This is a genomic window from Variovorax atrisoli, assembly GCF_014195185.1.
GTDB classification, from domain to species: domain Bacteria; phylum Pseudomonadota; class Gammaproteobacteria; order Burkholderiales; family Burkholderiaceae_C; genus Variovorax; species Variovorax atrisoli.
In genome coordinates, this window is sequence record NZ_JACIBG010000006.1 from 456981 (window position 1) to 479913 (window position 22933).

Consider the following 22933-nt stretch of genomic DNA (forward strand, 5'->3'; position numbering starts at 1 on the left):
CCCGCGGCGTAAGAAGAAAAGGCACGCGCGGGCCGTTGCGGCGAGTCTGTCCCGCTCGTGCGGCGCTGTCGTCCGTAGCTGGCCGTTGGCTGGCTACGTATCGGTACGCAAGGGTAAACCCCTAGATCGGGGGCACCCGGCAGCCTACAGCCCGTGTTCCCGCAGAAACCGATCCAGCTGGTGGCTGTTCGCCAGCCCCAGCTTCGCGAACACATGCGCGCGATGCGTTTCCACCGTGCGCTGTTCCAGCGGCGCCAGCTCCTGCGCGATCTGCTTGTTGGGCTTGCCCTCGGCCACGAGCCGGGCGACCTGCATCTCGCGCGGGGTGAGCTTGTCCCACAGGGCCTGCGCGGCCTGGCGGGCCTGGCGGCGGGTGGCGATCTCGCCGGCCTGCTGCAGGGCGCGGGCGATGGTGTCGAGCAGGCGCTCGTCGTTGCAGGGTTTCTCGAGCCAGCCGAAGGCGCCGTTCTGCACGGCCTCCACGGCCATGGGGATGTCACCGTGGCCCGAGAGGAAGATGACCACCAGCGGGCTGTCCTGGCTGCGCAGCGCGTCGAACACCTGCAGGCCGCTCATGCCCTCCATGCGCAGGTCCAGGATCACGCAGCCGGCGCGCTGCAGGTCGGTGCCTTCGAGGAAAGCCTCGCCCGAGGCGAAGGTCTGCACCGCGTAGCCGCGCGACAGCAGCAGCAGCCCGAGCGAGCGGCGCACGGCCTCGTCGTCGTCCACGATGCACAAGTTGTTGGCGGCAGCGGCGGTGTTGTTGGTCATGTCGGAGGCGATATTTCGAGCTCGAGGGTGAAGACGGTGCCACCGCCCGGACGGTCGGCGAAGGTGAGGCGGCCCCGGTGCGCCTCGACGATGGTGCGGCAGATGTTCAGGCCCAGCCCCAGGCCGCCGGTCTTGGTGGTGAAGAACGGCGAGAACACCTGGTCGGCCACTGCTGGATCGATGCCCGGGCCGCGGTCGGCCACATGGATGTGCATGCGGCCTTCCTTCAGCTCCGCCTCGATCTCCACCAGCCGCTGCTCGAGCGGCACGGCCTGCATGGCGTGCAGGCTGTTCGACAGCAGGTTGAGCAGCACCTGCTCCAGCAGCACGCGGTCGCCGCGCACCTCGGGCAGGCCGTCGGGAATGCGAAGCTCCGCGCGCGCCTGGCGCATGCGGATCTCACCCTGCATCAGCGCGATGGCGTTGCCGGCCAGCGCGGCCACCGAGCAGTCCTCGGTGCCCACGGTGCGCTGGCGCACGAAGCCCCGGATGCGCCGCACGATCTCGGCGCTGCGCTGGGCCTGCGTCACCGCCTCGTCGAGGCTGCTCACCAGCAGCTGCTGGTTGCCCTGCTCGGCGAAGGCCTTGGCGGCGCTCGCGAAGTTGCTCAGCGCCATCAGCGGCTGGTTGAGTTCATGTGCCAGCGTCGAGGCCATCTCGCCCAGGCTAGCGAGGCGCTGGGCGTGCTGCAGCTGCTCGTCGTTCTGGCGCTGGCGCAGCTCGGCGCGCTTCTGCTCGGTGATGTCCACCACCGAACTCATCCAGCCGGCGTGCTTGCCGTCGGCATCGATCAGCGCGGCGGTGTAGACCATGGTGATGACCTCGTGCCCGTCGCGGTGACGCAGGCGCGACTCGAAACCCGAGCGCGCGGGCTGTCCGCTCATCATGGCGTCGTAGTGGCGCCAGTGCTGCGTCACGTCGTTCGGGTGCCAGTAGGGGTAGGGCGGCAGCTTGCCCAGCAGCTCGTCGGCGCCGTAGCCTGTCATCTCGCAGAAGGCCGGGTTCACGTAGATGATGCGGCCCTCCAGATCTCGCGCGCGCATGCCCACCAGCAGCGAGTCTTCCATCGCCTTGCGGAAGGCATGGGCTTCGTCGAGCTCGTGGGTGCGCTCGCGCACGCGCAGCTCCAGGTCGCGCCGTGCGTCGCGCTGCTCGGCGAAGCGGCGCTCGCGCAGCTGCCAGTAGAGGCCCGCCAGCAGCAGCACGACGGCGCACAGCAGCCCCAGCATCCAGGCACGCTCGCGCGCGTTGGCGACCTCGGCGTGGTCGGTCATCACGGTCAGCGTCCAGCCGAGGTCGGGCAGGCGCTCGTCCACCGCTAGGTACTGGCGCGGTCGTCCACCGATGCTGGTGCGCACCAGGTAGCCGAGTTCGCCTTCCTCGCGCTCCACCTTCCACGGCAGCGCGCCGAAGGCGGTGTGCGTGCCGTACTGCTGCTCGCGCCGCATGCCTTCGAGTTCGGAGGCCTGCAGCGGTCGCGAGGCGCGGTACATCCACGCCGGCACCGAGCTTAGGAACACGACGCCGCGCGCGTCGCTCAGCAGGATGGGGTCGCGCGCGAAGTTCCAGGTCTCCTGCACCTGGCGCAGGCTGACCTTGACCGTCACCACGCCCCTTATCTCGCCGCCTTCGCCGCGCACCGGCGATGAAATGAAGAGCCCCGGCTCGCCGGTCGTCTGGCCCACGCCGTAGAACAGGCCGTTGCGCCCCGAGCGCGCATCGATGAAGTAGGGCCGGTTGGCGTACGACTGCCCGACGAAGCTCTGCGGCGTGTTCCAGTTGCTGGCCGCCAGCGTGAGGCCCTGCATGTCGCTCAGGTAGAGCGCGTCGGAGCCCGCCTGCCGGTTCACCTGCTCGATGTAGAGGTTGGCGCGCTGCTTGGCGGCCATGTCGTTGGGCCGCGCCAGCGCCGCCAGCACGTCGGGATGAAGGCCGGCGGTGAAGGGCAGGTAGCTGTACTTGCCGGCGGCATCGCGCAGGCCGAGCACGTGGACTTCCATGGCGCGGCGTATCGAATCGGCCAGGAAGTTCGATTCGCGCTTCGCCGCCCACTGCCCGGCCAGGCCGATCAGCAGCAGCGCCACCGCGCATGCGGCCACCCACGCGGCCACGGCGCGATGCCGGCGGCGCTGGCGGGCCGGGGAGGGCGCCGGCGCCATGTGCGTCGGGCCGGGAACGGGGGTGGACAGGGAGGTGGGCGGCATGGAGGGGCGGGGCCGACCGGCGGCGGGAGGAGGATTTTGCCCTGATCCTTCCGCACGGGCCCGGCAGCCCCTCCGGCGCTCCTGCGGCTCAGGCCGATCAGGCCGATCAGGCCGATCAGGCCGATCAGGCCGCCACCGGCTGCACCTGCGCAGTCGTGTGCTGCCCGGCTCGCGGTGCCGGTCGCGCGTCGAGCTGCTTCGCGAGCGCCGCCCACCGCACCCGCGCCGACACCACGCTTTCTTCCTTCACATGCCCGAAGCCGCGGATCTGCTCCGGCAGCCGCGCGAGCGACAGGGCGGTGTCGAAGTCGACGGCGGCGAAGCGCGCGATCACGTCCTCGACCATCGCGCGGTAGTCTTCGATGAGCTGCCGCTCCATGCGCCGCTCGGCAGTGCGGCCGAAGATGTCGAAGGCGGTGCCGCGCAGGCCGCGCAAACCGGCAAGCACGCGGAAGGCGCCCATCATCCACGGCCCGAAGCTGGTCTTGAGCGCGCGGCCCTCGGCGTCGCGTCGGCCCAGCACCGGCGGCGCCAGGTGGAAGCGCAGCACCGGCTTGCCCTCGAACTGCTCGCCCAGCTTTTCCATGAAGCCCTTGTCGGTGTACAGGCGCGCGACCTCGTACTCGTCCTTGTAGGCCATGAGCTTGAAGAGGCCCGACGCGACCGCCTTCGCCAGCACGTCGCTGCCGCGCTCGCGCTGCTCGACCGCGCGCACGCGCTCCACCAGCTCGGCATAGCGCTGCGCATACGCGGCGTTCTGGTAAGCCGCGAGGAACTTGCTGCGGCTCTTCACCAGTGCCTCCAGGCCCTGCGGCCGCTGCAGCGCGACCACCTTCTGCGGCGAAGCCTCGCGCGTCACCGCCGCGAGGTCGAGCGCCGCCTTGCGGCCCCAGCGGAATGCCGCCTGGTTCGCCTTCACCGCCACGCCGTTGATCTCGATGGCCTTGTCCAGCGCCTCCGCCGACAGCGGCACATGGCCCTTCTGGAAGGCGAAGCCCAGCAGGAACAGGTTGGCCGCGATCGCGTCGCCCATGAGACGCGTGGCCAGCTGAGTCGCATCGACGAAGTCGGCGCGGCCTTCCACCGATTCCTCGATGAGCGCGCGCACCTGCGCCGCCGGGAACTGCCAGTCGGGCTGCTGCGCGAAATGGCCCGTGGGCTGCTCGAAGGTGTTGACCAGTGCATAGGTGCGGCCCGGCCGCATCCGCGCGATGGCGTCGGGCGCGCCGGCCGTGAGCATGTCGCAGCCCAGGATCAGGTTGGCCTCGCCGGTGGGAATGCGCTGTGCCTTCAGCTGCGCCGCATCTCGCGCGATGCGCACGTGCGAGGTCACCGAGCCGTTTTTCTGCGACATGCCCGTCATGTCGAGCACGCTCACGCCCTTGCCCTCGAGGTGCGCCGCCATGCCGATCAGCGCGCCGATGGTGATGACGCCCGTGCCGCCGATGCCGGTGATCAGGATGTTGTGCATGCCGTCGAGCGCAAGCTGCTTCGGCTGCGGCAGCGAGCCTTCTTCGGCCGCGGCCTTGGTGGCGACCGGCGCCTGCCTGCGCGGCTTCACGCCTTCGACCGTCACGAAGCTGGGGCAGAAGCCCTTGATGCACGACTCGTCGGCATTGCAGGCGCTCTGGTCCACCGCGCGCTTCAGGCCCAGCTCGGTCTGCCTGGGCAGCAAGGCGGTGCAGTTCGACTGCTCGCCGCAGTCGCCGCAGCCTTCGCACACCGCCTCGTTGATGAACACGCGCCGCGCGGCCTGCGGGAACTCGCCCTTCTTGCGGCGGCGGCGCTTCTCGGCGGCGCACACCTGGTCGTAGATCAGCACCGAGACGCCCTCGAACTCGCGCAGCTCGCGCTGCACCGCGTCCATGCTGTCGCGATGGTGCACGGTGAGCACGAAGCCATCCCGGTCGGGCGGCAGCACGCTGCGGTCGGCCCAGCGCGACGGGTCTTCGGCCACCAGCGCGAGGCGCTTCACGCCCTCGGCCGCCATCTGGTGCGCGATGCGCGGCACGGTGATGGGGCCGTCCACCGGCTGGCCGCCGGTCATCGCCACCGCGTCGTTGTAGAGGATCTTGTAGGTGATGTTCACGCCCGCCGCCACGGCCGCGCGGATGGCGAGCGAGCCCGAGTGGTAGTACGTGCCGTCGCCCAGGTTCGCGAACACGTGCCTGCGCTTGGAGAACCAGGCCTGCCCCAGCCACGGCGCGCCTTCGCCGCCCATGTGCGTGGTCGTGCGGTTGTGCTCGGGGTAGATGGCGGTGGCCATCACGTGGCAGCCGATGCCCGCGAGCGCGAGGCTGCCTTCGGGCACCTTGGTCGAGGTGTTGTGCGGGCAGCCCGAGCAGTACCAGGCCGGTCGCGAGGGCGTGGCGACGGCCTTGCCCAGCACCACGTCCTTCGCGTCGAGGATGGCGAGCCGCATGCGGATGCGGTCGCTGGTGTGGAAGCGCGCCACGCGCCCCGCGATCACGCGCGCGATCTGCGCCACCGAGAAATCGGCCGTGGCCGGAAGCAGCCACTTGCCGCGCGGATGCGCTCCCCATTCGCCCTGCTCGTCGAACTTGCCGATCACGCGCGGGCGCACGTCCTCGCGCCAGTTGTAGAGATGCTCCTTGAGCTGGTACTCGACGATCTGGCGCTTCTCTTCCACCACCAGGATCTCTTCAAGACCGTCGGCGAATTCGCGGATCGAATCGGGCTCCAGCGGCCACGGCATCGACACCTTGAATAGCCTGATGTCGATGCGCGCCGCCTCGTCGGCGTCGATGCCCAATTCTTCCAGCGCTTCGAGCACGTCGCGGTACGACTTGCCCGAAGCCACGATGCCGAGGCGCGCCTTCGGCGAATCGATGGTCACGCGGTTGAGCCGGTTGGCGCGCGCATAGGCGATGGCGGCGTAGATCTTGTAGTCCTGCATCAGCGCTTCCTGCTTGCGCGCCTGCACGCCGAGCGTGTCGGTCGACAGGCGCGCATGCACGCCGCCGGGCGGGAAGACGAAGTCGGAAGGCAGCTGGGTGTGCACGTCGAGCACGCCGGCCGGAATGGAGCCTGAAGACTCCACCGTATCGGCCAGCGCCTTGAAGCCCACCGGCAGCCCGGCGAAGCGCGACATCGCGAAGCCGTGCAGGCCGAGCTCGATGTATTCCTCCACGCTCTGCGGATAGAGCATCGGGATCATCGACGCGGCGAACAGGTGGTCGCTCTGGTTCGGCAGCGTGGACGAAGACGCGCCATGGTCGTCGCCCGCCACCAGCAGCACACCCCCGTGGGGCGAGGTGCCCGCGTGGCTCATGTGCTTGAACACGTCGCCGCAGCGGTCCACGCCCGGCGCCTTGCCGTACCACATCGCGAAGACGCCATCGACGGCGGACTCGCCCGTCAGGTGCACCTGCTGCGTGCCCCAGACGGCGGTGGCGGCCAGCTCCTCGTTCACGCCGGGCAAGAACTTCACGGCGTTGGCTTCGAGCTGCGGCTGCGCCTTCCACAGCGCTTCGTCCAGGCCGCCCAGCGGCGAGCCGCGGTAGCCCGAGACGAAGCCCGCGGTGGTCAGCCCGGCCTTCTGGTCGCGCCATTTCTGCACGAGCATGAGGCGCACCAGTGCCTGGATGCCGCTGAGGTAGATCCGGCCTTCGGTGGCCGTGTATTTGTCGTCCAGCGCAACGCTGGCCAGTTCGTGGGATGCCATGACTGAAAAAGACTCCGGGTAGGACTCGTCGGAATGCGGGCATGGCCCCGGTAGAGGGCCGGCTCGCGGAACGCCCCGGCGGGGTAGACGCCGGGACAGCAACGATTCTTCCGCCTCGTCCACGGAAAGTGCTTCTTCGTTTTGGCAAAGAGCGATCCATTCCGGAAGATCTGTCTTCTGCAGGTGCAATCCGCCGAAAGTATTTCGGAGGAGGCTGCGGTTCCCGCCGGCCCGACAATGTCGGCCTTGCAGACCTCTCCCGCACCCCATGAGACCCGACCTCGATTCGCTGGCGCTCTTCCTTCGCGCCATTGAGCACGGCAGCCTGTCGAAGGCCGCAGCCGAGAGCCACATGGTGCTGTCGGCCGCCAGCCGCCGCCTCGCCATCCTCGAAGAGCAACTGGGCGTGGCGCTGCTCAACCGCAGCTCGAAGGGCGTGACGCCGACCGGCGCCGGCGAGTCGCTGGCCATGCATGCGCGGCAGATCCTGCGCGACGTCGACCGCATGCGCGCCGACCTCTCGGACTACGCGCAGGGCGCCACCGGCCGCGTAAGGCTGCATGCCAACGCATCGGCCATGGGCCAGTTCCTGCCCGACGACGTGGCGAGCTTCCGCCAGCGCTACCCGGAGATCCGCGTGAGCGTCGAAGAGCACCGCAGCGTCTACATCGTGCAGGCCATCCGCGACCGGCAGGCCGACGTCGGCGTCATCACCAGCGAGGCGGCCGACCCGGCGCTGCACTTCATTCCCTACCGCACCGACCGGCTCGTGGCCATCGTGCGGCAGAAGCATCCGTGGCGCGGCCGCGAGGTGTCCTTCGAGGAACTGCTCGACTACGACTTCGTCGGCCTGGAAGACGACTCCGCCATCTCCCGCACCATGGAAGACGCCGCGATGAGCGCACGCAAGGTGCTGCGCCTGCGCGTGCGCGTGAAGAGCTTCGAGGCCGTGTGCCGGATGATCGAAGCGGGCATGGGCGTGGGCATCCTGCCCGAAGGCGCTGCAGTGGCCTATCGCAAGGAGATGAAGCTGCGCTTCATCAATCTCACCGACGCGTGGGCCTCGCGCCGGATGTACCTGTGCACGCGGCAGGAGGCGTTGAGCTTTCCGCAGCGGAGGCTGGTGGATCACCTGCTGGCGCGCGGGATGTCGTGAAGCTCTGGCTCGGCTTCGGGGGCGTTCAGGGCGACGCTCACGCCGATGGGGTACCTTGCTCCGCGAATGTCCCCCGGCCTTTGGCCTCCTCCTTTATTTCGCTGCGCAAGGCACCCCATCGGCGTGGGCGTTTTGGAGCCGCTTCGGGCTGATATGGCTCGGGGCTTGCGAGGTCTGCCACGGGGTGTCGCGGAAGCTGCATTTGTTGGCAGTCTGTGCGACTTCGTGCTGTTGCAGCAGCTACTTGGCCGGCTTCTTCTCTAGAGTGAATGCCCCTGTCACTCGATACCCCAACAAGGGGAGCAGAAAGGCCCACACACCAAGCCACCACCGAGATGTTCGAAGGCTGCTTGCCTCGCGGCAGGTCGTCGGTGCGAAAGCACCGATGCAGATGCGAGGTATCAAAAGGCGACGGCCAGGGTGTTACTAGCACCCCGGCCGTCTAACCAAGTTCGTGCAACCACCTTGGAAGGAACCGCACAAAAATGGCTACCAAGACTATAGCCCGGCCAACTACGCCGGTAGCTTCCGCAGAAACCGCCCAACAAGACCCGGCGGATCTTCTCGAAAACACCCTCACTCAGCTCGAAGCTCTCCTGTGGGTCTGCCACGGCGAAGAGATCGACTGGTGCAGCGGGGATGGGCCTCGGCAACTGAACAATCTGCTTTGGCTTGCGGCCGAGATGGCGCGCAAGGCTGGGGAGCTGTTTCAGATGAGCGAGAAGAGGCGGCGTGGGGCGCCTGGGGCTGGCGGTTGATTGCCGGTCTGCGGGCTGCGGATCGCGGCCCGACAGGAGCCAACTATCTATAGCTAGCTCCCTTTGCGATAAAGCCTCAGAATACGCCGCGCCGGTCTGGTCCCTCAAAGTGGAGTTCCGATATGAAGAATCGCTTCGCGCTTGTGCTCGCGCTGTTGACTGCCGTGCTCTGCACTGCGAATGCCGCAGCACAACCGACCTTCCCGAGCAGCTTCAAGACCCGGACCGTCACCACGGCGGATGGCGCAAGCATCTTCGTCCGCTCCGGCGGTGCTGGTCCCGCCGTGGTGCTCATTCATGGATTCGGCGACACGGGCGACATGTGGGCCCCGCTGGCGCAAGAGCTGGCAAAGACGCACCTGGTGATCGTCCCAGACCTCCGCGGTATGGGGAAATCGTCAAAGGCCGCCAGTGGCTACGACAAGAAATCGCAGGCTGTAGACATCCGCGCGGTCGTGACTGCGCTGAAGCAAGACAACACCGCCGTCGTCGGCCATGACATCGGCACGATGGTCGCGTATGCGTATGCGGCCAGCTACCCCGACAAAGTCGACAAGCTCGTCGTGATGGACGCACCGGTGCCCGGCATCGCTCCATGGGACCAGATCATCCTGTGGCCGGCGCTATGGCACTTCAATGCCGGTGGCCGCGATTTCGAGCGACTGGTGGCCGGCAGGGAGCGCATCTATCTCGACCGGTTCTGGAACGAGTTCGCCGGCACGCCCTCCAAAATCGACGAGGCAACGCGGCGCCACTACGCCAAGCTCTACGCGCAGCCGGGCGCAATGCGCGCCGCCTTCGCTCAGTTCAATACCATCGCCAAGAGCGACGTTGCCGACAACATCGCGTTCTCCAAGACCAAGCTCCCCATGCCGGTGCTCGCCATCGGCGGAGAGAAGTCCTTCGGCGAGAACATGGCGATCGTCATGCGCAATGCGGCAACCAATGTGCACGGAGAAGTCGTACCGGGCGCAGGGCACTGGTTGATGGAGGAGAGCACCGGCGCCACGGTCGGTTTGATCGAAAAATTTCTGGCCGCTTCGCAGTAGGCTGTCGGCGCACATCTGTTGGCGAACGTCGGCTTCAGAGAAGCGCGAGGGAACGCAACAGGCCCGTTGCTCCAACGATCTGCTTGGCTGCGGCTGGCCACAACCAAACCTTCGCCATGAAGCCAGAAAATTGCCCGATACCTGCAGCAACAGTGGACTACGTCAAAGTTGGTCGCGAGTCGCACGAGTTGGCGCTTCGCCATGGGAGGGATGCACACAGATATGCACGGCGCCTGTCTCAGCACGCCAAGGACGCTGGCGATGCAGAGGCTGCCGCATTCTGGTACGCGGTCAACCGGACGCTAGATCCGAGGGCATAGCAAGGCACTTGCAAGGCTCCCTCAGGGCCTTCGCGATGATTGGGGGAACAGCTACAGTCGGCCAGAACCGGCCGTTCGCAATGGACGCTCACAGATGGCCTGACATCCAAAATGCTTGATCTCTATGCCCCCATTGAGCCAGGAAACTCCGCCGCAGGATTCAGGATAGGTCAGTCACTATCGAGCATAGAACCGTTCCTTCAAGACGTTAGTCATGTTGACTACACTCCTGACTTTCACCTCAGCGCCGAACTGGCAGCGAACGAGGGAGCCCTTGTCCTCCGAAACTTTGGTGGCCACGGAGGTGTCACGATATTCTTTGGTTCAGACGTCGTCCGACTCGTATTTTCGGCGCGCGAGCAACTTGGGTGCATTTACGTTTTCGAGGGCTATTTGGGCACATACGAAGGCGTGCGGGTCGGTGACATGCTGGCAGCGCTGCCAACGTCTGAGGCATTCGAATTTGATGATGGCGACGAGATGTATTACCGCCACGATAGCGAAGGGCAATACCTTCCCGGCTTTGCGGTTGTCGCGGAGGTGGCCGAGACGCCAGAGCGCGCTTCAACTCAGGTCACGGGCTACTGTGTCCACAACTGGAACATCCTCCGAGCCCGGGCTTGATCGCGTACGCATTGAGGGAACTTCGGCTACAGACGCGGTCTTGCGAGCAAAACCCATCTCGCCTTCCGGCCCAAAATCGGTCGGTCGCAGCGCCCGGAAAAATTAGCTCAACAGCAAATTTGCACTTCCGAGAATGCCGACCGATCTGACATGTCCGAGCTGTGACCTTAGGGTCTCTATTGGTGGCTACTTCACTAATCATAAAGACGGCTTCAGCGGCAGAAGCCTCGTTCCCTGTGGAGCATGCGGGACGCAACATGCGATCAAGCATGGGATACGCGACTCGGGTCCAGAGTACTTTGACGTCCAGAAGATCATTGTTGACTCTTTCCCTCCAGACGCGCTTGACCGCGTCGTGGTGCGAGTTCAAAAGTTCCGCAAACCAAAGACGACCCTTCCGGAAGCGCTAGCGATTGCGAGGGATGTGCCATTCACGCTGGTCGAATCCACCTCCGCTAGCCAAGCCCTTCAGATCGTAGAAGATCTTGAAAAGATCGAGATCCAGTCTCATCGGGAGACCATTGGCCGTGAGCGAAACCCACTCTTCGGCCTGTCGCAAGCTGACCGTATCGCATATCACGCTCGACCTCAGCATGGTGATGTGGCGCTTCCATGGCTGGAAACGGAAGAGTCGGTGCCGGCGGACGTATCGGCGATGCGTTGCATGGCGTGCGGTTGCCTCGGAACTTTACTGCGCACTCCTCCTGCTGCTCTATGCTGCCCGGCGTGCGGAAGGGCAAATTTGGCCGAGGCAGGTTTTTGGCTCACCTAGTAGTCAGTAGCAAACGGCTAGGTTCGGCCAGAAGCAGCCGCTGGGTGTTGAGGCAGAATTCTCACAAAGGCAGCCGGTCGCCGTCGGCTTTCAGGCTACACCTTAGATTCCACTGGCCGCTTCAGCTCGTTCAATGTGAATTCGATTGACTACGCTCTGTTCAGATCTGAGTTCCGCACGGCGCTTGGGGAAGACGGGTATCGCCGATTCGTAGCGGCCGGAACAGCGCGGCGACTTCGATACTGGCAGGAAGTCGAACTCAAGAAATTCTTCGCGCTCCATCCTGAGCGGCAGTTGGACATGACACAGCTTGCAGACGCGCTGAGGGTCTGCGAGCTGCATGATGGTTTGCTGCAGTCTGAAGTCGTCGAGGTGATCGACGGATGCATCGACTACAGCCAGACATACCTCGATGCAAGGCGGGGCACGTTTCCGCATGCAGCCGCTGACCCGGTGTCGACAGAGGGCCGGATGGATATGCCAACGCTTGTTAGCGTTTGGTACTGCGCTGCATGCCGCGCTGCACGCTCTGCATGGATGAACGAGCCGCCATGAGCAGGCCTTCGGCACATCAGCTTCGTTGCCTATGACTATTGGGGCTCTCCCAAGGTTCGTACGGCTGGCCGCAGTCGCATTTGGAGCGCTGGCGCTGATGGCGCCAGCGTGGGCCGAAAGGACCTGTGCGTTGAAGAAGCCTCCTCGCGCTGCCGGTGTGAACGCCAGCAATGGAAACTATTTCTTCGTCTTCCCTCGCAAGGTGAGTGCCGGATACACCGGCTGTCAAACGATGTGGAACGAGATGGGCGAGCGCGTCCTGGTGATTCGGTTTCAGCGCGGCTCCCCGCTGACATACGAAGAGCATGCTCGTCCGGGGAACGGGGCTACGTTGACATGTGACTTCCGGCGCGGCGCTGTGCGCGCGGGCGACTGCCCCGCCTATGAAGACTTGCTGGATGGTCTCCGGAGCATTCCGGCCGAACAAGAACTTCAAGTACGACCCCGCAATGACCCGCGAAAGTCGTGATGCTGTGTGGGCATCGAAGACAGAGTGCGGCCAAGACCGGACATTTGCAGAGCGCTTTTCAATGGGGGACGTGTGAAAAGTAGACTTTGTTTCTTTCTGCTTTTGACAGTGTTGTCAGACCTGTCGCTTGGCCAGCCAAATCCGGCGCCGCCGCCTCCAGACGCGAGTCGTATGTTTTTCGATGGCAAATGGGCTGGCGACGCCAAGTTCGAGGCGCAAGCGTGGGCTCTTTCAGCAGACCAACGTCAGAAGGTTCTTGACCTTATGACGAGGCCGGCCCGGTTGCTAGAACACAAGCAGGAATGGTGTATGACCCAGTACTGGGTACTTCAGGGCATCGCTGATCCGAGCGAGGGCCTAGAAGCCAAAAGGCGCCAGCTGTCTTTGAAACGCGCAGATTCCGTAGCAGCACTGTTGGTTGCCCACGGGGTAGCTCGCTCCGACATATGCGTAACAGCACGGCGGACTGACGTTCCTGCTCTCCCTGCCGGTCAAGTACATCGAAGGGTTGAAATCGAATTTTTGTGTGGCAAGCCGGAAGTACCGTTTGCTGGCACCTGTTGAGAAATGTCCGCCTTGCCGAAATCCAACAGGCAGCCATGGGCCCCTTCGCGAAGGCAGAGCCGCCGGCTACAGTCAGCCAACAGCGGAAGTTCAGGGCGACCGCTCCACAGCAGTGTCTAGTTCAGGGGGAACATGAACAAAATCGACGACTATCGATCTCTCCTGGAGTGGTATCAGAAGGGTCTTTACACATGGGCCGAGGTTGGCGGGCAGACCTTCCGGCTTCTCTACTCGAGCGATGACCGCAGAGCATTCTGGGACGCGCTTGAACCGGATCATCGTGACCGGCTGGCTGAGGTTCTGATGGCATTCGATGAATCCGCAGAGCCATTCGCAATCGAGGCAGACCCGATTCAAGTCTGGCGCGAGATAACGGATCTCAAGGCATGGCTCCTAGCTCAGTGCCGATAACTAACGGCCGGAACCGGGCGGTCGGCCGCGCGTCAGAATTCGCGGGGAGCCGGGTGGTGAATGCGACGCCCCCGAAATCCTCAACAATTTATCCCCTGTACCTGACCGATGCTTACTCTTCACGCATTCATCACATCAGCCGACGACGTCGAGCCGCTGGAGGCCCTGGAGCCCAAGCTAACCGGACTTTTCCAGGGGGAATGCAGCACTCGGCCGGATGTGTCGTCTAGTAGCTTGCCGTTTCGGAGCGTGCCCCGGCTGCTCTATCGCTGGCCAACATGGAGTTTTTCCGTGACATGCGAGAGCGGCTCGGAAGTGGCCGCAGATGCAGCGCTCGCGCAAGAGGCAGGTGCCGAATTCCCTGGCGGCCCGCCCGTCAATCGCATACGCTTTGTTTTTGCACAGGACGAGAGCCAGCTCTTCACGAACCACATCATCTGGATTGCGGACTGGCTCAAAGAAATCCCAAGCGCCGTGGTCTACGACGAGGTAGGCAAGTGTCTGTGGTGACAGGTCCTTCAGCGACGAGGTTCGGCCACCAGCAGACACTCGCAGCATCGGACAGAATGCGGCGCAGAGCGGTCGTTCGGCCGTTGCACCAATGGAGGCATTGCCCATGAATGAAGATTTGGATGTAGCGAAACGCGCTCTCGACCTCCAGGCTCGTGCGCGGGACTATGCGCTCGTGCAACTACCAGGTTATCGAGCGTGGTCGGAGCGAAAGCTTCTTGAAGGTACCTCTGAGGCCCTGATTGCGCATCTCGATGCCACAGCTATGTGGCTCCTACCCGAAGATGTATCTGGTGTGAGCGAAGACGATTTTGAGGAGCTGCTGGCGGATCTGCGTGATGCGGTGGAATAGATAATCAAGCCGCTTTCGGCCAAGAGCGGTCCTTGGTGCCGAGTTGCCAGTCACTAGGCCTAGAGGTCTTTGAGGAGTTGAGCAAGGTGAAACTGTTCGGAACAATTGACCGAGTCGAGGGAGAAACACACGACCGACTGTTGGAGGTTGTCACGGATGCGCGCAGGTATTGGGTAAGTGCATTCGAGGGCGGCTCCTACGATTCGGAGGCTTCCTTTTGGCGGCTAGGACCATGCAATATGGAGGTCAAGATTTCACTAGTTGCGCGCGTTGCCGGTGTTGAGGCCCACGACGCCCTGACGTTCCAGCAACCACTCGTGGGCTCGCCATCGTGCGAGGTTCGCGCCCGCGTCACCGATGTAGAGAACGAATGGGCCTTTCGTTGTGATGCCGGCAGCGAGCACGGCGCCGTTTTGGTCGAAGTGGAGAAGCCGCATGGGCTTTCCATCGGCCAGTTGGTTTACTTCCGCGGCGAGCTTGTGGCGGTCGACGAGAGGTGACGGCGCTCAATGAGCGTTCTGTCCACCACCGCCAGACGGTCGCTAACGCCGGCACAATTCGGCCAGAAGCGGACGTAGCTGCAGAATTCTCATATGCCTTTTCTAGACCCCTCAATCGTTACGGTAGAAGTGCTCATTCTGTACAGCCGGACGGTTCGCGTGAAAGATCTGGACGCCTACGCTAAGACGTTAGTTGGCTCTGGAAAGCGTACGCGAAATAAGCTTCACGGCATGCGAACCCGTATGCTGCCTGGAGACGAGTTCTGGGAATTTGACTATAGAGAGGACGCTAAGGTGAGGCCTCGGCACTTTAACGGTTGGGCGCTTTTGCGGGATGGGCGTGTCGTTGAGTATTCGGCCGACGAGTGATTGCTTGGGTTCCCTTGCGACGGCAGTGCAACCGGCTACAGTCGGCCAGAACCGGCCATTCGCCGAGTCGACACAGACGCGGCCAGGACCAGTTGTTCTAGTAATTTGGTGAGATCGCGATGAGGGTTCGTATCCGTGAAAGAAACCGACAGAGTTTGTACAACCGAAAATCTAGCATGCAACTCAATCCTGTAAGTCTTGATCAGATCAGTTCGCTGAAGCACGAGGTCCTGCTTCCGACTCATGCCAAGTTCAAGCCCCCGAGCTTCAAGGTGATTGCATATATCGGCGAGTATCGGCTAGGTGCACAAGGCCGAGATGACGCTCTTTACATCATGGCGACCGCCGCTTCAGCTCACAAGGCTTGGTACACCGATGGAATAGTGATCGACTTCAGCCGCCTTCACTACGAGTGGGGTGATGAGATGGAATGGGTCCTCCAAATCGGGCAAATAGGGGCGGTGAACTGCGATTTTCCTCTCGTGATTGTTGTTGGGCCGGACTGCGAGGGCGCGCTGAGGAGCCTTATTCCTGGTGAATATGAAGACTACTGCGTAACTTGCTTAGACGATGCAGTCACACTCCTTGATACGAAGCGAAGAGCATACGAAAAGTGTCTCGCCGCTTGGCGAGCGGCGCCTGTCGTTTAAGCGATTTCATCCATTTAAGAGCAAAGTTGAGCGTGCCTGCGCTCGCGAAACACGAGCAGACCATCGCGATTCATAGACACTTAAAGCACGTAGCGGCAACGGCCCCGAAAAGATGCGAACCTATCTACAGGACCTCATTTCGCGCATGACGTTGCGAGAGAAGGTCATGAACTCCGAAGAGTCGGTTTCATGGCACGCCTACAGGGAGGCTGAATCGCTCCAAGAACTTTCCGCGATCCAAGAACTGGACGCCTTTCTTCGCGGAGGGCCGTCGAAGGCGGAGCGTTCCGCTGCCTACTTCATGATCGGCGCCATCGGGAATAACCTCGAAGAATCAAGGTGTGCGTCCACGCTGATTTCGTATATCCCGTCCGAAACAGACAAGCAGGCTCTCGCAACGCTACTGGACGGCATTGCCAAAATCCCCCTAGCCATCGGCACAGACCTTGAACCGGTCTATGAACTATTGCGCGAGACACGCTGGCTCGTGCGGCATCGTGCCATCCAGGCATTACGGACATCAACGGCTCCGGAAACCGAAGACCGGTTGCTGGCAGTCCTTGCGGAATCAACCGACCCTTACGACAGGGTCTATTGCCATTCCGTATTGAACCGAATCGGAACGCTGAAATCGATTCCCGCGCTTGAAGCCGGCCTTGAATCGAGCAAGAGGGACGTGAAGCTATCTGCGAAAGCCGCCATCCAGGAAATCCTGCTGCGTTCTGCCCCATCTACATCCTGAATGGCTGCTCTGGGGTAGCGGCAATGTCTCGAATGGGCCCGAAGCTGCCAGTCGCCAAATCCAAAAGAGGACATTCAAGTAAAGTCGTTCGCCCGCCAGCATCAGCGAACTGCCATGCCTAAGACATTACCCCGAACCATCAGCCTCGTGACTTGCAGCACGCGCGAGATGACAGTGCGGCATTCCTTCGGGAATCGCTTGGCCTTTGCGAACGCAGCAAGGACGTGACAAGCCGTCCGGATGCCCCGAGCCGCCGGCGGCCGTGGCTACAGTCGATGGTGGCTCTCGCCGTCGCGACATTCATCGGCTGGGGGTGCCTTATGGGCGCGAGCGAAGTGGTGGAAAGCCTGCGAACCGGGGTGCTCGACAACCGCAGAGGACCTGACATCCTTGCAGCCGAGCAGCCCGTCATCTACTGGGCTCTGATCAGCTTCTACACGGCGGCAACTCTGACTGCCGCCGGCTTGGGGCTTGTGGTGCTGGCCATTGCCGTGCGCGATCTGATCGGTGCAAGAGGTCCGGATCGATGAATGCGTCGTCCACACGCTTGGTGAACCGCGTGCCGGCGGTGACCAGCCTGTTGTCGGTTGTCCGCCCGGCGCAGTTCTCCTGGCCGACTGTAGCCAGACTCTAGCCATCCACGCGCCCCGCGAAGAAATCGCGCTGACAATGCAAACTCCTCTGCGGGAGCCCCGGACGATTGCCTGCATCTGATCGGCCCTCAGGTCGTCAAGCCTCCACCCTCGTTCAAGCTTGAAGCAGGCTCCATTGCTCAGAAAAAGTTTCGAGGCTGATCGGCTTCGCATGAGGGTCCTCCTCCCTGAACAATCCGCGGCCAACACCGAGGTCCTGCACCGCGTCGCGAAAGCCTCCCGTCGAGCCTGATGCGATACCCCAGGCTCGACGTTTGCAAACCGCGAGGGGACTTTGGAGCAGCGTCGCGATGGCGGTCATTGCTGACCGGAGGTCGTCTCTGCGCGCAACGGGAGCGCCAGCTGTCAGCGCGACCACCAACACGGAACCGAACAGAGGCTCAATTCCATGTTGTACGTGAGGCGCCCGAAGCAGATGGAAGTAGAAGTCCGGCGCCTCGTGCTCTTTCACGCACACCGTCCACGATGGTGTCCATGCTTCCATTCCAAGGAACCTCCGAAGACTTGGCTCAAGGGCACCGGAGGGTGACCCGTGCGTTCAACGCAAATGCGACTTCGAGTCCCAGCCCATCTTTCCGAAAGCGATCGATCTAGATTCCTTTCCCACACCTGAGGTCTGGCTTGACCGGACTGTCGGCTTTCCTCGGTCGGAAGAGACAAATGGCGCGAGCAACGGCTCGATCTTCATCCATACCTCCCATTGCCAGGGGAGCAAGTTTGGCGCACCAAGCAATGCATACACATCGTAGTTCTTGGCGTAGTACGGATTTGAGCTGTTCACGAGGAGTGCGTCTTTATTCAACTGAAAGTACGCCCTGATGCGCGCCACGAGCTTGTCATGGGTGCGGATGTCTGCGCCGGGCGCGGAAGAGGCCCTGTGACCTCAGGCACCGACCGGCGAACAAAGCTCCACCAGCGCCCCATCCGGACAGCGCACATACGACACTATTTGCCCCCAAGGCTTGGCACGAGGCGGTGCCAGCTCTGCAGCGCCGGCAGCCAGTGCCCGCGAATGCGCAGCTGCAACGTCGTCGGTGACAAGACCCAGTTCCATCCCCAGCGGCTTCTCCGATTCCGACGCGGCAACGTGACCGCCATTGAAGTTCATCGATGCAAGCTCGTGTGCCGCGAAAGCGAGCGTGGTCTCGCCGCTTTCCAGCTCGCCATACGTTCCCGATTCATGCAGGAAGCGCCTAGAGAAGCCGAATGCCTGCTCGAAGAACCGCAGCGAGTCTTCGACACTGGGGACGTAGATGATGGTGTAGCCGAGCTTCATTGATGCTTTCCGGTTGATTCGCCTGCTGGATCGATGCGGCGGCGTGTGAGTCAATCTTGCCATGTGGCGATCGGCTGCTTGCCTTCGACACCGCACAGTCCATGGGGGAACCGATGAAGACGAAGACTGGCCCCCGCGGCGATCAGACAAGGACGTAATACGCCATGCGATGAGGCGTCCATAAGGCGTATGCCATCCTGTCTATGCCCTCCAGCTTGCGAAGCATTCGAACTCGATGGAGCGAGTACAACGCAGCCAGGCCCTTCATTCGAAGATGCAATGTAGAAGGGCATCGAAAGCGCTCGACATCCAGCTTCGTGTGGATGCTTGAACCTTCGGTCGAGCACATCACCGCCTTGCAAAACAGCTGCCTCCTCATGACTTTGGTCATTTCGGGATCGCAATCACGAGCACTAAGATGCCCGCACCATGGTCAATGCCGCACCACTGCCACTGCATGTTGCGCCGTCGCGCAGCGAGGCCGGCGTGACCATACCGGCACGGGGCATCCTGGTGGTCGACGACCATGAGCTGGTGCGGCTGGGCCTGCGGGCGCTGTTGCTTGCGGAGACTGCGAGCGTGCCGGTGCATGAGGCGCGCAGCCTGGCGGACGCGTTGAGGCTGTACGAGTTCTATCTTTCTTCGCATCTGCTGGTGCTGCTCGATCTCGATCTTCCCGACTCCCAGGGGCTCGATACGCTCGTCCGTTTCAGGCGCGCGTTTCCTGCATCGCGTGTGGTGGTTCTCTCTGGCAAGGACAGCCAGGCGTTGATGCAGGGAGTGACGGCGCTCGGGGCGCAGGCCTTCCTGCCCAAGACGGGGCACCTGGGCGAGGTGTTGCGCTACGTGCGTGACAACGATCTGGTCGCGCAGCCGGGCTTGTCGACCGCTTCACCGGTTGCTGCACCTCACGCCGTGCCCGCGATGGCCGAGCCGCAGCCGCAGCTCAATGCGCGCCAGGTCGAGATCCTCGACTGGGTGCTGTCCGGCAAGTCGAACAAGGAGATCGCGCAGCTCTCGCACCTGACCGAGGGAACGGTCAAGAATCACGTGTCCACGCTGTTGCTGCTGTTCGGCATGCGCTCGCGCGCGCAGCTCATCAGCAGCCTGCGGTAAGGGACGCGATCGAATCGCGCGATGCGGCTCTCTGGATGGCTGTCCGCATGCCGGCGATGAATGACCCTCAATCGCCAGAACTCGCCCAGCGCGTGCTGCGCGAGCAGGTGGCCTCGGTCCATGCCAATGCGCCGGGGGCCTATCTGGCGGACCTTCTCACGGCGCAGTCGCTGGGCATCGCGCTGTTCCTGTCCACGTGGCGCTGGCAGGTGCTGCTTTGGATGGCGCTGCACCTGGCGTTGACGCTGCGGCGTGCGTACCGGCGCTATCGGCGCAGTCCCGACGCGGCCGATCACCCCGAGTACTGGGCGCGCTTCAATGCGCGCAATGTGCTGCTGCGCTCCTGCGTCTGGGGACTCGCTCCGTGGCTGTGCGTGCCGCCGGGTCGCCACCTGGGTCTGTGGGTCATGGTGATCGTGATGATGATGGGCGGCTGTGCGGGCGGTGCGCTGTCGCTCGCCGTGCTCAAGCGGAACATTCCGCGCTTCATCGTGCCGAGCATGGCAAGCCTCACTCTGGCACTGGCCTGGCGCGGAGACAGCACGCACCTGTTCCTGGCAAGCGGCTGCCTGCTCTACATGTGCGTGATGATCATGTTCGCGCTGCAGCACCACAGGCTGCTGACCGCTTCGTTGACCATGCGCTTCGAGAAGGAGGCGCTGGCCGAGCAGCTCAGCCTCCAGATCGCCGCCACGCAGCGCGCCAGCGAGGAGAAGACGCGCTTTCTCGCTGCGGCGAGCCACGACCTGCGCCAGCCCATGCACGCGATCGCGCTGTTCGGCGCGGTCATCGAGAAGAAGCTTCGCGGCAGCGAGGACTGGGATCACGCCGCGCGGCTGATGGATGCGGTCGGAACGCTCGGCGATTCGCTCGACACGCTCCTCGACATCTCGCGGCTGGATGCCGGCGAGGTGGCACCGCAGATACGGCCGGTGGAACTCAACCCGTTGTTCCTCGCGCTCAACAATGTGTTCGCGGCGCAGGCGGCCGACAGGGAACTGCAGCTTCGGCTGCGCGCCACGCCTTGCTGGGTGCTGAGCGATCCGCAGTTGCTGCAGCGGCTGCTGTCCAACCTGGTGGACAACGCGCTCAAGTACACGCAGCGCGGCGGCGTGGTGGTGGCCGCGCGTGCACGCGGGCCTCTGGTGTGGATCGATGTGCGCGACACCGGCATCGGCATTGCCGATGAGCACCTCGGCAGCATCTTCGACGAGTTCTATCAGATCGGTAACCCAGGGCGCGATCGGGCGAGAGGCCTTGGCATCGGGCTGTCGATCGTGCAGCGGCTCTCGCGCCTTTTGGGGCATCCGCTGCAGGTGCGTTCGCGCGCGGGGCGGGGCAGTTGCTTTCGGCTGGTGCTTCCCGCGGTGTCGGCCCTGGGCGTCGTGCAGGCGACGGCTCGCCCGGGTACCGCCTTGCCGCTGCCTCGGCGTGTGCTGCTCCTCGACGACGAGGCCGCGATACGGCAGGCCGTCTCGGGGCTGCTGCATGCCCATGGCGTGACCATCGACGCGGTGTCCGGCGAAGCAGAGGCCGAGGCCGTGCTGGCGCACGCCGCGGAAGGGAGCTCGCCCGTCGAGGTGCTGCTTTGCGATGTGCGGCTTGCAGAAGGCGCCGACGGATTGGCCGCGGCGCAGCGTTTGCGCGCACGCTTCGGACCCGGTCTGCACGTGATGCTGATCACCGGCGAAACCGCGCCGCAGCGGCAGCAGCAGATGCGCGACTCCGGGCTGCAGGTCCTGCTCAAGCCGGTGGCTGCCGACAGGCTGCTGCAGGCCCTCGCATCGATGGCACAGCTCGACAAGGCACCTGCCGGCATGCGCTCGTGAGCGTGAATTTTTTGCTGCGTTGCGATGACCTTCGACACTGGATCGGGGGTGTTGCCTTCCATACCGTGGAGCCTTCTCGTTCACTCCACTTTGAAAAAAGGAAGGCCCATCATGAATTCCACACGTACAGCTTCCCGCGCATGGCGTGCACCCGTTGCACTTCTCATGACGAATCTCCTGCTGGCCGCCTGCGGCGGCGGTGGGGGAGGCGGCGGTGGCTTCCCCGGGTTCGCCGTCGCTCCTGCGCCGGCCCCTGCGCCTGCGTCGCAGGGAACGCTGCCACCCGCACCTGCACCCGAGGAAACTGCGGTCGCCATCACCACGCAGCCGTCGGATATCACCATCGGCCAGGGCGTGGCCGCCACGTTGAAGGTGCAGGCGGTGCGCGCGACGGCCTACCAATGGCAGCGCAGCGTCGATGGCGGCAGCAGCTGGACCGATGTTTCCGGCGCTACGAGCGACAGCTTCACCACTGCAGCCAATCAGCTCGCCGACAGTGGTCAGAAGCTTCGCGTGCGCGTGAGCGGCGCAGATAGCAGCGTGACCAGCCAGGCTGCGACGCTTACGGTCAAGCCCTGGGTCGCGACCGTGCTGGCGACCACGGGCGTGACCTACAGCAGTCCCTATCAGATGGTGCTGGACTCCAGCGGCGCGAATCTCTACGTGGCCATGGGCGGCAACGGTGCGGTCTATAGGATCGACACGGCCAGCGGCAACGGTGCCGAAGTGGTACCTGTCTCGAGCATGAATGCGCCGTTCGGCCTGGCACTCGCGGCCGATGGAACCCTGTATGTGAGCGAGCGGCATCGCATCAACAAGATCGCTCCCAACGCGACCACGTTCACGACCTGGGTGGGCTCCGGCAGCAGCGGCTATGCAGACAGTCCTTCGGCTCCGTTGTTCAACACCCCCGCCAGCATCGCGCTGGACGGCGCAGGAAACCTGTTCGTGGCGGACCTCGAGAACAAGCGCGTGCGCAAAGTGGCCGCTGACGGCACCACCACGACGCTCGCGGGTGACGGCACGCAGGCCTATCTCGACGGAGTCGGCACCGCCGCACAGTTCGCCCGCCCGCAGGGCCTGGCGATCAGCCGCGACGGACGCACGCTCTACGACACAGACACCGACAGCCTGTGCCTGCGCAAGATCGACGTGGCCACCGCCGAAGTGAGCACGCTGCTGGGCGATTGCACCAGCACCACACCCGGCCTTGCCGACGGAACGGCCGCCACGCCGGCCAAGATCGGCTACACCTACGGCGTGACGGTGGACGCGAGCAACAACGTCTTCCTGACCCACGCCTGGGACGGCGTGGCGCGAGTGGTCGCGCCCTCTGGCGAGATCAGCACGCTGCGCGACAGCACCGGCGCAGCACTGAGCTTCAACTTTCCCATCGGCGTGGCGGTGGCCGGCGACGGCACCGTGTACGTGGGTGCCTCGCACGGCAACAAGATCTTCAAGCTCACGCCGGCGCCTTGAAGTGCATCGGAAAGTCCGGCTTGCAGGTGAGGCCGGGCTGAGGATGTGTGGAAGCGGTGCTTGGGCTCACCTGCGAAGAAGTCCTGTGTCGAGCACGCGCCGATGTTCAGCTCGCAGGG

At 63.8% G+C, this 22933-nt stretch carries 20 protein-coding genes; 15 read left to right on the forward strand and 5 right to left on the reverse strand.

Features of this window, described 5'->3' with window-relative positions:
• Positions 1-144 precede the first annotated feature (144 nt).
• The 3 genes from FHY06_RS22760 to FHY06_RS22770 all read right to left on the reverse strand — a co-directional run bounded on the left by FHY06_RS22760 (position 145) and on the right by FHY06_RS22770 (position 6660).
• A complete protein-coding gene (locus FHY06_RS22760) occupies positions 145-771 on the reverse strand; it encodes a response regulator transcription factor (protein WP_019657032.1) in 627 nt (208 codons plus the stop codon).
• Positions 768-2930 (reverse strand): ATP-binding protein, encoded by a 2163-nt coding sequence (locus FHY06_RS22765; RefSeq protein ID WP_184606403.1) that lies wholly within the window; start codon positions 2928-2930, stop codon positions 768-770. Before FHY06_RS22765 ends, FHY06_RS22760 begins: the two co-directional genes overlap by 4 nt.
• Before the next feature lie 169 nt (positions 2931-3099).
• On the reverse strand, positions 3100-6660 hold the full coding sequence (locus FHY06_RS22770) for an indolepyruvate ferredoxin oxidoreductase family protein (protein ID WP_184606358.1): 3561 nt from the start codon (positions 6658-6660) through the stop codon (positions 3100-3102).
• Positions 6661-6928: 268 nt separating this feature from the next.
• Between FHY06_RS22770 and FHY06_RS22775 the strand changes: the two genes are divergently transcribed.
• The 12 genes from FHY06_RS22775 to FHY06_RS22830 all read left to right on the forward strand — a co-directional run bounded on the left by FHY06_RS22775 (position 6929) and on the right by FHY06_RS22830 (position 16991).
• Positions 6929-7816 (forward strand): LysR family transcriptional regulator, encoded by an 888-nt coding sequence (locus tag FHY06_RS22775; RefSeq protein WP_019657035.1) that lies wholly within the window; start codon positions 6929-6931, stop codon positions 7814-7816.
• A 485-nt stretch (positions 7817-8301) separates the two neighbouring features.
• Positions 8302-8574, forward strand: coding sequence for a hypothetical protein (locus FHY06_RS22780; RefSeq protein ID WP_126183306.1), 273 nt, complete (start codon positions 8302-8304; stop codon positions 8572-8574).
• 122 nt (positions 8575-8696) lie between these two features.
• Entirely contained in the window at positions 8697-9623 is a 927-nt protein-coding gene (locus FHY06_RS22785) for an alpha/beta fold hydrolase (RefSeq protein ID WP_184606359.1), read from the forward strand.
• 431 nt (positions 9624-10054) lie between these two features.
• On the forward strand, positions 10055-10567 hold the full coding sequence (locus FHY06_RS22790; protein ID WP_157773862.1) for a hypothetical protein: 513 nt from the start codon (positions 10055-10057) through the stop codon (positions 10565-10567).
• A gap of 907 nt (positions 10568-11474) precedes the next feature.
• Positions 11475-11894, forward strand: coding sequence for a hypothetical protein (locus FHY06_RS22795; RefSeq protein ID WP_019658591.1), 420 nt, complete (start codon positions 11475-11477; stop codon positions 11892-11894).
• 1165 nt (positions 11895-13059) lie between these two features.
• Positions 13060-13338 (forward strand): hypothetical protein, encoded by a 279-nt coding sequence (locus FHY06_RS22800; protein WP_019658592.1) that lies wholly within the window; start codon positions 13060-13062, stop codon positions 13336-13338.
• A 108-nt stretch (positions 13339-13446) separates the two neighbouring features.
• Positions 13447-13848 (forward strand): hypothetical protein, encoded by a 402-nt coding sequence (locus FHY06_RS22805; protein ID WP_019658593.1) that lies wholly within the window; start codon positions 13447-13449, stop codon positions 13846-13848.
• Positions 13849-13954: 106 nt separating this feature from the next.
• A complete protein-coding gene (locus FHY06_RS22810; protein ID WP_132797465.1) occupies positions 13955-14200 on the forward strand; it encodes a hypothetical protein in 246 nt (81 codons plus the stop codon).
• Positions 14201-14439: 239 nt separating this feature from the next.
• Positions 14440-14700, forward strand: a complete 261-nt coding sequence (locus tag FHY06_RS22815; protein ID WP_184606360.1) for a hypothetical protein — start codon at positions 14440-14442, stop codon at positions 14698-14700.
• A 545-nt stretch (positions 14701-15245) separates the two neighbouring features.
• Complete coding sequence (locus FHY06_RS22820) at positions 15246-15719, forward strand: hypothetical protein (protein WP_184606361.1); 474 nt, start codon at positions 15246-15248, stop codon at positions 15717-15719.
• A gap of 166 nt (positions 15720-15885) precedes the next feature.
• Positions 15886-16461, forward strand: a complete 576-nt coding sequence (locus tag FHY06_RS22825) for a HEAT repeat domain-containing protein (protein ID WP_184606362.1) — start codon at positions 15886-15888, stop codon at positions 16459-16461.
• Positions 16462-16613: 152 nt separating this feature from the next.
• Positions 16614-16991: a hypothetical protein gene (locus FHY06_RS22830; RefSeq protein WP_184606363.1), complete on the forward strand. Its 378-nt coding sequence runs from the start codon at positions 16614-16616 to the stop codon at positions 16989-16991.
• Between the two features lie 217 nt (positions 16992-17208).
• Here the strand turns inward: FHY06_RS22830 and FHY06_RS34905 are convergent, their stop codons facing one another.
• A complete protein-coding gene (locus tag FHY06_RS34905) occupies positions 17209-17415 on the reverse strand; it encodes a hypothetical protein (RefSeq protein ID WP_260310594.1) in 207 nt (68 codons plus the stop codon).
• 582 nt (positions 17416-17997) lie between these two features.
• Entirely contained in the window at positions 17998-18390 is a 393-nt protein-coding gene (locus FHY06_RS22840; protein WP_019657042.1) for a VOC family protein, read from the reverse strand.
• A gap of 429 nt (positions 18391-18819) precedes the next feature.
• Between FHY06_RS22840 and FHY06_RS22845 the strand changes: the two genes are divergently transcribed.
• The 3 genes from FHY06_RS22845 (at position 18820) to FHY06_RS22855 (ending at position 22814) form a co-directional block, all read left to right on the forward strand.
• Positions 18820-19506: a response regulator transcription factor gene (locus FHY06_RS22845; protein WP_019657043.1), complete on the forward strand. Its 687-nt coding sequence runs from the start codon at positions 18820-18822 to the stop codon at positions 19504-19506.
• A 56-nt stretch (positions 19507-19562) separates the two neighbouring features.
• Positions 19563-21335, forward strand: a complete 1773-nt coding sequence (locus tag FHY06_RS22850; protein WP_260310595.1) for an ATP-binding response regulator — start codon at positions 19563-19565, stop codon at positions 21333-21335.
• Between the two features lie 165 nt (positions 21336-21500).
• On the forward strand, positions 21501-22814 hold the full coding sequence (locus tag FHY06_RS22855; protein WP_184606365.1) for a DUF8696 domain-containing protein: 1314 nt from the start codon (positions 21501-21503) through the stop codon (positions 22812-22814).
• Positions 22815-22933 lie beyond the last annotated feature (119 nt).